At 65.4% G+C, this 13,314-nt stretch carries 9 protein-coding genes; 2 read left to right on the forward strand and 7 right to left on the reverse strand.

The window, feature by feature from the left end:
• Nucleotides 1-37: 37 nt before the first annotated feature.
• Complete coding sequence (xdp1, locus tag ABDW59_RS13750; RefSeq protein WP_343630404.1) at nucleotides 38-850, forward strand: exosortase-dependent surface protein XDP1; 813 nt, start codon at nucleotides 38-40, stop codon at nucleotides 848-850.
• A gap of 230 nt (nucleotides 851-1,080) precedes the next feature.
• On the opposite strand, the gene typA is transcribed toward xdp1, so the two are convergent.
• From typA to rimP, 6 genes are all read right to left on the reverse strand, one after another.
• Nucleotides 1,081-2,904: a translational GTPase TypA gene (typA, locus tag ABDW59_RS13755; protein ID WP_343630405.1), complete on the reverse strand. Its 1,824-nt coding sequence runs from the start codon at nucleotides 2,902-2,904 to the stop codon at nucleotides 1,081-1,083.
• Between the two features lie 100 nt (nucleotides 2,905-3,004).
• Nucleotides 3,005-3,964 carry a tRNA pseudouridine(55) synthase TruB gene (truB, locus tag ABDW59_RS13760; RefSeq protein WP_343630406.1) on the reverse strand — a complete coding sequence of 320 codons (960 nt, stop codon included), beginning with the start codon at nucleotides 3,962-3,964 and terminating at the stop codon, nucleotides 3,005-3,007.
• Nucleotides 3,965-4,021: 57 nt separating this feature from the next.
• A complete protein-coding gene (gene rbfA / locus ABDW59_RS13765; RefSeq protein WP_343630407.1) occupies nucleotides 4,022-4,402 on the reverse strand; it encodes a 30S ribosome-binding factor RbfA in 381 nt (126 codons plus the stop codon).
• A gap of 76 nt (nucleotides 4,403-4,478) precedes the next feature.
• Nucleotides 4,479-7,436 carry a translation initiation factor IF-2 gene (gene infB / locus ABDW59_RS13770; protein WP_343630408.1) on the reverse strand — a complete coding sequence of 986 codons (2,958 nt, stop codon included), beginning with the start codon at nucleotides 7,434-7,436 and terminating at the stop codon, nucleotides 4,479-4,481.
• Between the two features lie 76 nt (nucleotides 7,437-7,512).
• Nucleotides 7,513-8,991, reverse strand: coding sequence for a transcription termination factor NusA (nusA, locus tag ABDW59_RS13775; RefSeq protein ID WP_343630409.1), 1,479 nt, complete (start codon nucleotides 8,989-8,991; stop codon nucleotides 7,513-7,515).
• The gene (rimP, locus tag ABDW59_RS13780; RefSeq protein ID WP_343630410.1) at nucleotides 8,988-9,674 is read right to left on the reverse strand and encodes a ribosome maturation factor RimP; all 687 of its coding nucleotides are present in this window, start codon (nucleotides 9,672-9,674) and stop codon (nucleotides 8,988-8,990) included. The genes nusA and rimP overlap by 4 nt, the downstream gene beginning before the upstream one ends.
• 188 nt (nucleotides 9,675-9,862) lie before the next feature.
• Between rimP and fabI the strand changes: the two genes are divergently transcribed.
• Nucleotides 9,863-10,645, forward strand: coding sequence for an enoyl-ACP reductase FabI (fabI, locus tag ABDW59_RS13785; protein WP_343630411.1), 783 nt, complete (start codon nucleotides 9,863-9,865; stop codon nucleotides 10,643-10,645).
• A 127-nt stretch (nucleotides 10,646-10,772) separates the two neighbouring features.
• On the opposite strand, the gene ABDW59_RS13790 is transcribed toward fabI, so the two are convergent.
• A complete protein-coding gene (locus ABDW59_RS13790; protein WP_343630412.1) occupies nucleotides 10,773-13,133 on the reverse strand; it encodes an arginine/lysine/ornithine decarboxylase in 2,361 nt (786 codons plus the stop codon).
• Nucleotides 13,134-13,314: the final 181 nt, after the last annotated feature.

Consider the following 13,314-nt stretch of genomic DNA (forward strand, 5'->3'; position numbering starts at 1 on the left):
TGGGACGCTCCGTCCGGAGCGAAAGCAAGGAAACACCATGCGTCAACTTCACACTCGCCTGATCGGCATCGCCACCGTCGCGCTGGCCAGCCTGCTGCCGCTGAGCGCGCATGCGATCTCGACCTGGAAGGCGGGGACCTGCGTGTCCAACTGCATCGAGTCGGGTGACGAGGCGCCGAACGTTTCCTATTCGGCCTACTCCGCCGCGATCAACACCAACGGCAGCGGCGCCTACGTCAGCACCGGCGCCTTCGCGCAGAGTACCCTGGCGTACTACAACGGCCTGGGCTTCGGCGTGACCGCGCCCAGCGGCGACTCCCAGTCGCCCAATCACGGCCTGGACAACTACGGGTATCAAGACCTGATCCTGCTGAAGTTCGATGACCTGGTAAAGCTGACGCAGGTCACCGTCGGCTGGACCCAATACGACAGCGACATCACCGTGCTGGCCTACACCGGATCGACGTCGGGCGTGAACGTGGCCAACACCATCGTCGGCAAGAACGCCGGCAACCTGACCTCGTCGGGCTGGAGCCTGGTGGGCAGCTATGCCGACCTGGTGACGGGCACGGCCAAGACCATCAACTCGCAGAACATCAGCTCGAGCTGGTGGATCATCACCGCCTACAACACGCAGCTGGGCGGCGCGGCCACCGGCGCGGCCGGCACGACGTCGGGCCTGACCATGGGCGTGGGCACCAGCTTCACCGGCTACGACTTCACCAAGCTGTACTCGGTGGCCGGCACCAAGGGCACGGCCAAGATCCCCGAGCCTGCCTCTCTGGCCCTGGCCTCGATCGCCCTGCTCGGCGTGATCGGCATCCGCCGCCGCAAGCAAGCTCAACGCTGAGCCTCCCTGCTCCGCAAATGGCGACCCTTCGGGGTCGCCATTTTTTTCGCCCGCACGCACAACGCCGACGCCCAATGAGAAACGCCCGATGCATTGCTGCATCGGGCGTTCTTGATCGGGACTGCGCACCCCGCCGCACCCGTCAGGGTGCGCCCAGGTCATGCTGGAGCCCCCTCTCGGAGGGAGCTGGGGGAGCCCACTGCTTCCTCGCTTGCGAGCGAAGCGTAGCCTCAGCTACGCGCAGCTCGCTTGCGTTCGTTCTCGGACAGATGGCGCTTGCGCAGACGCACCGACTTCGGCGTGATCTCGACCAGCTCGTCGTCCTCGATGAACTCGACGCCGTATTCCAGCGTCAGCTCGATCGGGGGCGTGATCTTGATCGCGTCTTCCTTGCCGCTGACGCGGAAGTTGGTCAGCTGCTTGGTACGCGTCGCGTTGACGACCAGGTCGTTGTCGCGGCTGTGGATGCCGACGATCATGCCTTCGTACACCGGGTCATTCGGCTTGACGAACATGCGACCCCGGTCGTCCAGCTTGCCCAGCGCGTAGGTGAAGATCTCACCCGCATCCATCGAGATCAGCACGCCGTTCTTGCGGCCGGCGATGTCACCCTTGTGCGGCTCGTAGCCGTCGAAGATGTTGGAGATCAGACCCGAGCCGCGCGTCAGGTTCAGGAACTCGTTCGAGAAACCGATCAGGCCGCGGGCGGGGATGCGGTACTCGAGGCGGACACGGCCACGGCCGTCCGGTTCCATGTTGACCAGCTCGCCCTTGCGCTCACCCAGCGCTTGCATGACGCCGCCCTGATGGGCTTCCTCGACGTCGGCGGTGACCAGCTCGATCGGCTCGCACTTCACGCCGTCGATGTCCTGGAACACCACGCGCGGCTTGGACACGGCCAGCTCGTAGCCCTCACGACGCATGTTCTCCAGCAGGATGGTGAGGTGCAGTTCGCCGCGGCCAGACACCTCGAAGATGCCGTCCTCGTCGGTTTCCTTCACGCGCAGCGCGACGTTGTGCTGCAGTTCCTTCTGCAGGCGATCCCAGATCTGGCGGCTGGTGACGAACTTGCCTTCGCGACCCGCCAGCGGCGAGGTGTTGACGCAGAAGTTCATCGTCAGCGTCGGCTCGTCGACCTTCAGCATCGGCAGCGGCGCCGGATTGGTCGGGCTGGTCACGGTCACGCCGATGCCGATGTCCTCGATGCCGTTGATCAGCACGATGTCGCCGGGGCCGGCTTCATTCGTCTGCATGCGGTCCAGACCCTGGAAGGTCAGCACCTGGTTGATGCGGCCCTTGGTCGTCTTGCCGTCCGGACCTTCCATCACGACCACGTCCATGGCCGGCTTCAGGGTGCCCTGGCTGATGCGGCCCACGCCGATGCGGCCGACGAAGGTCGAGAAGTCCAGCGCGGAGATCTGCAGCTGCAGCGGCGCGTTCGGATCGCCCTTTTGCGGCGGGACGTGCTTGAGCACGGTGTTGAACAGGGCGGACATGTCCTCGCCCCACTTCTCACCGGGCGCGCCCTCTTCCAGCGACGACCAGCCGTTGATGCCCGAGGCGTACACGACCGGGAAGTCCAGCTGCTCGTCGGTGGCGCCCAGCTTGTCGAACAGGTCGAAGGCGGCGTTGATGACGGCGTCCGGCTTGGCGCCCGGCTTGTCGACCTTGTTCACGACGACGATGGGCTTGAGGCCCAGCGCCAGCGCCTTCTTCGTCACGAAACGCGTCTGCGGCATCGGGCCTTCCTGGGCGTCGATCAGCAGCACCACGCCGTCGACCATCGACAGCGCGCGCTCGACTTCACCGCCGAAGTCCGCGTGTCCCGGGGTGTCGACGATGTTGATGTGGGTGCCTTCCCAGCTGACCGCGCAGTTCTTGGCCAGGATGGTGATGCCGCGCTCACGTTCGATGGCGTTGTTGTCCATCACCGTGTCGACGACCTTCTCGTGATCGGCGAAGGTCCCGCTCTGACGCAGGAGCTGGTCCACCATGGTGGTCTTGCCATGGTCGACGTGGGCGATGATGGCGATGTTGCGGATTTGCTTGCTCATGGGACGCTTTCGCTAAGAAGGCTTTCTCTTGGATTCGGAGGAAGTCGGGGGGATTCTGGAAACGCTTGAAATCGGATTCGGATTCGGATTCGGATCGGGTTCAGGCCGCCTGGACCAGCATGGTGGCGATCTCGGCGGGGCTGAGCAGCCGGTCGGCGATCAGCTCGCCGGCCGTCACATGGGCGCTGCCCAGGAAGGCCCGTGGCATCTGACCGTAGACCCGCACCTGCGGCATGTCGGCCACCGTCACCCGGCGGCGCATGCCGGACAGGAAACGGCCGGCCTCGTCATTGCTCAGCTCGACCTCGGGCCACTCGCCCAGCAGGCTGTCGGGGGCCTTGAGCAGCGCCAGGCGGGCCTCGTCGTCCATCGCCTCGAGCTGCTCCAGCGTGACCGCCTGCTCGATGGCCACCGGGCCGCTGGCGGTGCGGCGCAGACCCGCCAGATGCGCGCCGCAACCCAGCTTGGCGCCGATGTCCTCCGCCAGCGTGCGGATGTAGGTGCCCTTGGAGCAGCGCACATCGATGATCAGCAGCAACTCGTCAGCCTGCCATTGGACGATGTCCAGCACATGAATCGTGACGGTGCGCGGCTGGCGCTCGACGGTCACGCCTTCGCGGGCGAGCTCGTACAGCGCCCGGCCCTGGTGCTTGAGCGCCGAGAACATGGGAGGGAGCTGCGAGATCTGCCCTTTGAACTCCGCGCACGCGGCGCGGATCGTGGCCACGTCCAGCGACTTCGCGACCGCGTCGCGCTGCTCGACGATCTCGCCCTCGCCGTCGCCGGTGGTCGTGGTGATGCCCAGGCGCAGCGTCGCGCGATAGCCCTTGTCGGCCTCCAGCGAGACCTGGCTGAACTTGGTCGCCGCGCCGAAGGTCAGCGGGAGCAGCCCGGTCGCCAGCGGATCCAGCGTGCCGGTATGGCCGGCCTTCTCCGCGCGGAACAGGCGCTTGACCTTCTGCAATGCGTCATTGCTGGTCAGGCCGAGCGGCTTGTCCAGCATCAGCACGCCATGCACGGCGCGCTTCACGATTTTCGGGCGGGGGGCTACTGCGCTCATCACGATGCGGCACTCCTCTCGGAGGGCCGTCTTTCACTCTCTTCGTCGGGAGGACGCTCAGTCCTCGGTGGTCTCGTCGTCCCTCACGCGGGCCGAATTCGCCTTGGCGATCAGCGCGCTCATCTCGGCGGCGCGCTCGGTCGTGCGGTCGAAATGGAAATGCAGCGAGGGCACGGTGTGGATCTGCAAACGCTTGAACAAGCCGTTGCGCAGGAAGCCGGCCGCCTCGTTCAGCGCCTCGCCGGTGGCCTTCGCGTCGCCGACCAGCAGCGAATAGAAGACCTTGGCGTGCGCGTAATCGGGCGTGACCTCGACACCGCTGATCGTCACCATGCCGATACGCGGGTCCTTCAACTCGCGAATCAGCTCGGCCAGGTCGCGCTGGATCTGGTCCGCCACGCGCAGACCGCGGTTGGGGATAGATCGCTTGTGACGCATGGCTCTTTCCTCACTCTCTCAAACAACAAAGCCCGGCGGTACGACCCGCCGGGCGTGGGGGCAGCGGCGCGCTGGATTACAGCGTGCGCGCGACCTCCTTGATTTCGAAGACTTCCAGTTGGTCGCCTTCCTTGATATCGCTGTAGTTCTTCAGCTTGATACCGCACTCGAAACCTTCGCGGACTTCCTTGACGTCGTCCTTCAGGCGCTTGAGCGACTCGATCTCGCCGGTGTAGACCACCACGTTGTCGCGCAACAGGCGGAAGCGGGCGTTGCGGGTCACGTGACCGCTGGTGATCATCGAACCGGCAATGGTGCCGATCTTGGTCGCCACGAACACGGTGCGGATCTCGGCGGTACCGATGATCTCCTCGCGCTGCTCCGGAGCCAGCATGCCGGCCATCGCCGCCTTCACATCGTCCACGGCGTCGTAGATGATGTTGTAGTAGCGCAGGTCGACGTCGTTGTGCTCGGCCACCTTGCGCGCGCCGGCATCGGCACGCACGTTGAAGCCGATGACGACGGCCTTGGAGGCGATCGCCAGGTTGATGTCGGACTCGCTGATGCCGCCCACCGCCGCGTGCACGATCTGCACCTTGACCTCTTCGGTCGACAGCTTGAGCAGCGACGAGGCCAGCGCCTCCTGCGAACCCTGCACGTCGGCCTTGATGATCAAGGGGAGCGTCTGCACGTCGCCGGCGGTCATGTCGGCGAACATGTTTTCCAGCTTGGCGGCCTGCTGCTTGGCCAGCTTGACGTCGCGGTACTTGCCGGCGCGGAAGGTGGCGATTTCACGGGCACGGCGTTCGTCGCCCAGCACCATGAATTCATCACCGGCGCGCGGCACTTCCGTCAGACCCTGGATCTCGACCGGGATGGACGGACCGGCTTCGGTCGCGGCCTTGCCGTCCTCGTCCAGCATGGCGCGCACGCGGCCATAGGTCGAGCCCGCCAGCACCACGTCGCCGCGCTTGAGCGTGCCGGACTGCACCAGCACCGTCGCGACCGGGCCGCGGCCCTTGTCCAGCTTGGCTTCGATGACCAGACCCTTGGCCATCGAATCCTTCGGGGCCTTGAGTTCCAGCACTTCGGCCTGCAGCAGCACCTGCTCCAGCAGATCGTCGATGCCCTGGCCGGTCTTGGCCGACACCGGGACGAACGGGGACTCGCCGCCGAACTCTTCCGGGACGACTTCCTCGGCCACCAGCTCGCTCTTCACGCGCTCGGGGTTGGCATCGGGCTTGTCGATCTTGTTCATCGCGACCACGATCGGAACGCCGGCGGCCTTCGCGTGGTGGATGGCTTCCTTGGTCTGCGGCATGACGCCGTCATCGGCGGCCACGACCAGGATGACGATGTCCGTCGCCTGGGCGCCGCGGGCGCGCATGGCCGTGAAGGCCTCGTGACCCGGGGTATCGAGGAACGTCACCATGCCGCGCGGCGTATCGACGTGATACGCGCCGATGTGCTGAGTGATGCCGCCGGCTTCGCCAGCCGCCACGCGGGCGCGGCGGATGCTGTCCAGCAGCGAGGTCTTGCCGTGGTCGACGTGGCCCATCACCGTCACGACCGGCGCGCGGGGCAGCAGTTCGTGTTGGGTCTCGGTGCCCTCTTCTTCCAGGAAGGCGTCGGGATCGTCCAGCTTGGCGGCGAAGGCCTTGTGGCCCATTTCCTCGACCAGGATCATGGCCGTTTCCTGATCCAGCTGCTGGTTGATCGTGACCATCTGGCCCAGCTTCATCAGCTGCTTGATCACTTCAGAAGCCTTCACCGACATCTTGTGCGCCAGATCGGCCACGGAGATGGTCTCGGGAATGTGGACTTCCTGGATGACCGGCTCGGTCGGAGCCTGGAAGTTGGACTGCGAAGCACCGCGATCGTCGCGGCCGCCACGGCGACCGGCAGGTCCTCCACGGCCCGGCGCGCGCCAGCCGGCGGCGCCCGGGCGGGCACCGGCGCCTGCGTCACGGCCGCCCGGCTTGCCGGGGGTGCCGCGCTTCTTGTCGTCGGCCCAGCTGGAAGACAGTTTCTCGGACTTGACGGACTTCTTGTCGCCCGGCTTCGCACCGGCGCCCGCCGACGCGGTCGCGCCAGCAGCACCCGGAGCGGCGCCCGGCTTCTTGTGGATGGTGCCCTTGATGCCCGCGGCAGCGGCTTCGGGCTTGGGCTCTTCCTTCTTCGCGACCAGCACCTTCTTGGGTGCGTTCATCATCGCGCGGATGGCGGCGGCTTCGGCTTCGGCGGCCTTGCGGCGGCGCTCAAGCTCCGCCTGGCGAGCCTTCTCGTCGGCGGCCACGTCGGCGGCCTTGACCACGCGCAGCACCGGCTTGGCGGGCTCCACGGGCGCGGGCGCCGGGGCGGGAGCAGGCGCCGGGGCAGCAGCCTTCTCAGCCGCGGCCTTCTCGGCGGCGGCCTTCTCAGCCGCCTTGTCGGCGGCCTTTTCGGCCTTGGACTTGGCAGCTTCGGCGACCTTGCGGGCTTCCGCTTCGGCGGCGGCCTTCACGGCGGCCTCGGCGGCGGCGGCCTCGGCGGCCTCGCGAGCCAGGCGCTCGTCCTCGCGACGCTTCTCTTCAGCTTCGCGGGCGGCGCGCTCGGCGTCCTCACGCTCACGCATCTTGCGGGCGAGTTCCTCTTCCTGCCGACGCAGCGCCTCGGCTTGCGCCTGGGCTTCTTCCTCACGGCGCTTCAGTTCGGCTTCCTCGGCGGCGGCGGCGGCGGCGTCATCGACACCGTCCTCACGCTTGACGAAGACGCGCTTCTTGCGCACCTCGACCTGAATCGTGCGGGCCTTGCCCGAAGCGTCGGCCTGCTTGATCTCGCTGGTCGACTTGCGGGTCAGGGTGATCTTCTTGCGCTCGGCGCCGCCGGTCCCATGCGCGGTGCGCAGATGGTCCAGCAGACGTTCCTTGTCGCTTTCGTTCAGGGTGTCCTCGGCGGACGCCTTGCTGACGCCCGCAGCCTGGAGCTGCTCCAGCAACGTGGTCGCAGGCCTGTTGAGCTCTGCGGCCAGCTGGGCGACGGTGGTCACGGCCATTATTGAAATCCTTAAATCTTGTGTAGGCGGAGCGGTCTGGTTCGCTTGTGTCGCTAGCGAGCGTGTGCCCGGGGCGTTATGCGTTGAACCAGTGCTCGCGCGCCTTCATGATCAAAGCGCGTGCCGCTGCCTCGTCCAGGGACGAAATCTCGACCAACTCGTCGACGGCCAGGTCGGCCAGGTCGTCACGGGTATGAATGTCACCAGCCGCCAGCTTGGCGATCAGCTCGGGCGTCATGCCCTCCAGATCGCGCAGGTCCTGCGACACCTCTTCGACCTTTTCCTCGCGGGCGATTTCCATCGTCAGCAGCGCGTCCTTGGCTCGGGTGCGCAGCTCGTTGACGGTTTCCTCGTCGAAGGATTCGATCTCCAGCATTTCCTGCATCGGGACGTAGGCGACCTCTTCCAAAGTCGCGAAACCCTCGGCGATCAGGATGTCGGCGACTTCCTCGTCCACGTCCAGCTTGTCGACGAACAGCTTGCGCACCGAATCGGATTCCTCGGCCTGCTTGGCGGCGGATTCCTCGGCGGTCATGATGTTGATCTTCCAGCCGGTCAGCTCCGAGGCCAGACGCACGTTCTGGCCGCCGCGACCGATCGCGATGGCGAGGTTTTCCTCGTCGACCACGACGTCCATGGCGTGACGTTCTTCATCGACGACGATCGACTGCACGTTCGCCGGCGCGAGCGCGCCGATCACGAACTGCGCCGGATCCTCGGACCAGAGCACGATGTCGACGCGTTCGCCGGCCAGCTCGTTGGTCACGCCGTTCACGCGCGAGCCGCGCACGCCGACGCAGGTGCCGATCGGGTCGACACGCTTGTCGTGCGAGACCACGGCGATCTTGGCGCGGCTGCCGGCGTCGCGGGCGGCGTTCTTGATCTCCAGCAGGCCTTGCTCGATCTCGGGCACTTCCTGGGCGAAGAGTTCCTTCATGAACTCGCCCGACGAGCGCGACAGCATGATCTGCGGGCCGCGCTGCGTGGGGTCCACGCCCAGGATCACGGCGCGAACGCGGTCACCGGTGCGCAGGTTCTCCTTCGGGATCATTTCATTGCGCTTGAGCCGGCCTTCGACGCGGCCCGACTCAGCAATGATGTCGCCTTTGTCCAGACGCTTGACCGTGCCGACGAAGATCTTCTCGCCGCGCGACATGAAGTCGTTGAGCAACTGCTCGCGCTCGGCGTCACGGATCTTCTGCAGGATCACCTGCTTGGCGGCTTGCGCGCCGATGCGGCCGATGGGCACGGACTCCACGCCCTCTTCGATGTGGTCGTCCACCTCGATGTCGGCGATCTGCTCCTGGGCTTCGAACAGCAGGATCTCCGAGTCCGGATTCTGCAACCCGGCCTCGTTCGGGACGACGTGCCAGCGGCGGAAGGTCTCGTACTCGCCGGTGTCGCGGTCGATGGCCACACGGATGTCGACCTCGCCGCCATACAACTTCTTGGTGGCCGAAGCCAGTGCCGCCTCAACGGCGCCGAACACCACATCGCGCTCCACGCTCTTCTCGCGCGAGATGGCGTCCACCAGCATCAACAGTTCGCGGTTCATTGATCGAGACCTCCGTCAACCTTGTCATCCGTCTGCCGGGACTTGGCGTTGCTCTTCTTCTTGGACGCCTTCGGCTTCGCAGCCGCCGCGTCAGCAGATTCCGATCCGGGCGCCAAGCCCGTGTTCTTTTTCGCCGCGGCCTTGCCAGCCGCGGCACCGGTCGCCGTTCCCGACGCCCGATTCCTGAAAACGATCTCCGGCACCAGCTTGGCCGAACGCACTTCGTCCAGCGCGAAGTCCAGCACCTGTTCGGTCTTGCCGTCGGAGAAGATCAAGCGCCAGGCCGTGCTCTGGGCCAGTGCGTCGTCCGCGACGCCCTCGGCCGCCGCCAGGACGCCCTTATATTTCTTGCGACCCTGGAATGCCTCGCGCAGGGTGATTTCCGCATCGTGACCGGTGAACCGGGCGTAGTCGCCGGCATGGTTCAGCGGACGGTCGAGACCGGGGGTCGACACTTCGAGCCGCTGATAGTCGATCTCTTCGACTTCCATCACGTAGCGGAGCTGGCGCGTCACGCGCTCGCAGTCCTCGACGTTGACCGGTTGCTCGGGTTCCTGGCCGTTCACCAGCGGCTTGTCGATGAAAACGCGCAGCAAGCCCCCGGCGCTGCGTTCGCAGCCCACCACCTCGTAACCCAGCCCGGTCACGGTTTTCTCAACAACGGCTTGCCAGCTCAAATTCATCGACGAAGGGTTCTATCCTGTGGGACGGCCAAAAAAAATGGGCTGGATGAATCCGCCCAACGTTCACTTTCTCAGCGAAGCTCGAAGTGTACTATGCAAACAGCATGCCGACAAGGCTGAGACATTTGTCGCGCATGGGGCGTGCGAGAATCCCGCCTCCCCCGAACCAATGAATACCAGGAGCAGACATGGGATTTCTCGCCGGCAAGCGGTTGCTGATCACGGGCGTGCTGTCCAACCGTTCGATCGCCTACGGCATCGCCAAGGCCTGCCACCGCGAGGGCGCTGAACTGGCCTTCAGCTACGTGGGCGAGCGCTTCAAGGACCGCATCACCGAGTTCGCGGCGGAATTCAACTCCAAGCTGGTGTTCGACTGCGACGTCGGCAGCGACGAGCAGATCGACCGCATGTTCGAGGAACTCGGCCAACACTGGCCGGAGTTCGATGGCTTCGCGCACTCGATCGGTTTCGCCCCGCGCGAGGCGATCGCCGGCGAGTTCCTGGACGGCATGACGCGGGAGAACTTCCGCATCGCCCACGACATCTCCGCCTACAGCTTCCCCGCCATGGCCAAGGCCGCGCAGAGCCGCCTGCGCCCGGGCTCGGCCCTGCTGACGCTGTCGTATCTGGGCGCCGAGCGCTTCGTCCCGAACTACAACACCATGGGTCTGGCCAAGGCCTCGCTGGAAGCCAGCGTGCGCTACCTGGCCTACGGCCTGGGCAGCAAGGGCATTCGGGTGAACGGCATTTCCGCCGGCCCGATCAAGACGTTGGCCGCCTCGGGCATCAAGGACTTCGGCAAGCTGCTCAAGCAGTTCGCCGACAGCGCCGCCATCAAGCGCAACGTCACCATCGAGGACGTCGGCAACACCGCCGCCTTCCTGCTGTCGGACCTGGCCGCGGGCGTGAGCTCCGAGATCATCTACGTCGACGGCGGCTTCAGCCACGGCGCGATGGCCGGCGGCGAATAAGCCCTCTCCTCCTCGCAACCATCGTCGGCATCAACGAAATCAGGCCCCGCGGGGCCTGATTTCATTTGGGCGCGACACCCGGAAGGGAGCCGCGATGGCGCCAACGATATGGCGCCAACGAAGCCGATTACTTCTTGGTCCGCGCCACCTGCTTCACCCCCTTCGCCTCCTTGACGCCGGTCGCTTCCTTCGCGGCATTCGATGGCGTCGTGTCCGTGGCGTCGACCACGCAATCCACGTAATAGCGGGTCACGCCATCGGCGCCCTTTTCCGCGACCAGTCCGTGGACGTCGGTCGCAAAGCCCGGGAACTTGGCGTTGAACTCGCGAGTGAAGATCAGGTAATCCACGATGCGCTTGTTGAAGCGCTCGCCGGGAATCACCAGCGGAATCCCCGGGGGATACGGCGTCAGCAGCGCGGTCGTGACGCGGCCTTCCAGCTTGTCGATCTCGACGCGCTCCGTCTTGCGATGCGCGATGTGCGCATACGCGTCCGACGGCTTCATCGCCGGCTCCAGATCCGACAGATAGACCTCGGTCGTCAGGCGCGCGATGTCACCGGACGCGTAGGCCTCGTGGATGCTCTGGCACAGATCGCGCAGGCCCATGCGCTCATAGCGCGGGAAGGCGGCGACGAAGTCGGGAAGGATGCGCCAGATCGCGGCATTGCGGTCATAGTCGTCTTTGAACTGCTGCAGCGCGGTCAGCAGCGTGTTCCAGCGGCCTTTGGTGATGCCGATGGTGAACATGATGAAGAACGAGTACAGGCCCGTCTTCTCCACCACCACGCCGTGCTCGGCCAGGAACTTGGTGACGATGCTCGCCGGGATGCCGGTCTTGGCGAACTTGCCGCTCATGTCCAGGCCCGGGGTGATCACGGTGGACTTGATCGGGTCCAGCATGTTGAAGCCGGCCTCGATCGGACCGAAGCCGTGCCACTTCTCGTTGGCCTTGAGCATCCAGTCGGCCGCCTTGCCGATGCCTTCGGGCGCGAGCTTGTCCGGCCCCCAGACCTTGAACCACCAGTCCTTGCCGTAGTCCTTCTCGACCTTGCGCATCGCGCGGCGGAAGTCCAGCGCCTCGCTGATGGACTCCTCCACCAACGCCGTGCCGCCCGGGGGCTCCATCATCGCGGCCGCGACGTCGCAGCTGGCGATGATCGAGTACTGCGGGCTGGTCGAGGTGTGCATCAGGTAAGCCTCGTTGAACAGATGCTTGTCCAGCTTCACGTTCTGAGAGTCCTGCACCAGCACCTGCGAGGCCTGAGAGATACCCGCCAACAGCTTGTGGGTCGACTGCGTCGCGTAGACCATCGCGGTCTTGGGACGCGGGCGATGCTTGCCCATCGCGTGGTACGAGCCGTAGAAGTTGTGGAAGGCCGCATGCGGCAACCACGCCTCGTCGAAGTGCAGCGTGTCGATCCAGCCGTCCAGCTTGCCCTTGATGGTCTCGGTGTTGTAGAGCACGCCGTCGTAGGTCGACTGCGTCAGCGTCATGATGCGCGGCTTGGCCTTCTTGGCGTCCACGCCCTTGAGCAGCGGGTTCTTGGCGATCTTCTCGCGGATCACCTCAGGAGAGAACTCGCTCTCCGGGATCGGACCGATGATGCCGTAATGGTTGCGCGTGGGCGTCATGAAGACCGGCACCGCGCCGGTCATGATGATGCTGTGCAGGATGGACTTGTGGCAGTTGCGGTCGACCACCACGATGTCGCCCGGCGCCACCGTGTGGTGCCAGACCATCTTGTTGGACGTCGAGGTGCCGTTGGTGACGAAGAAGCAATGGTCCGCATTGAAGATGCGGGCGGCGTTCTTCTCGCTCTCGGCGACCGGGCCGGTGTGGTCCAGCAGCTGACCCAGTTCCTCCACGGCGTTGCACACGTCGGCGCGCAGCATGTTCTCGCCGAAGAACTGGTGGAACATCTGGCCGACCGGACTCTTCAGAAAGGCCACGCCGCCCGAGTGTCCCGGGCAGTGCCACGAGTACGAGCCGTCCTGCGCGTAATCCATCAGCGCCTTGAAGAACGGGGGCGCCAGGCCGTCGAGGTAGCTCTTGGCCTCACGGATGATGTGACGCGCCACGAATTCGGGCGTGTCCTCGAACATGTGGATGAAGCCATGCAGCTCGCGCAGGATGTCGTTGGGCAGATGCTGCGAGGTGCGCGTCTCCCCATAGACATAGATGGGGATGTCCGCATTCTTGAAGCGGATCTCCTGGATGAACTTGCGCAGGTTCAGCACGGCCGGGTCGAGCTCGGCACCATCCCCGTTGCCGGAGAACTCCTCGTCGTCGATGGACAGGATGAAGGCGCTCGCGCGCGACTGCTGCTGCGCGAACTGACTCAGGTCGCCATAGCTCGTCGCGCCCAGCACTTCGAAGCCTTCCTTCTGGATGGCGTCGGCCAGGGCGCGGATGCCCAAACCCGAGGTGTTCTCGGAGCGGTAGTCCTCGTCGATGATGACGATGGGAAAGCGGAAACGCGGCGTCATGGGCCTCTCCGGGAACGGGAAAAACAGGGGGGCGAACACGAAAGGCGCGAAGTGTAGGGCTACCGCCGCGTCACGCAAGTGTCCATCCGGGTTTGTCGTGGAAACAGGACGGCAACCGCCCCGCCCGAGGGGGGCCGACACCCCCTCCCCGGTGGACCCGAATGGGCGAATTCCGGAGGGA

Origin of the sequence: Roseateles sp., assembly GCF_039595295.1 — a bacterium.
Taxonomy (GTDB): Bacteria; Pseudomonadota; Gammaproteobacteria; order Burkholderiales; family Burkholderiaceae_C; genus Roseateles.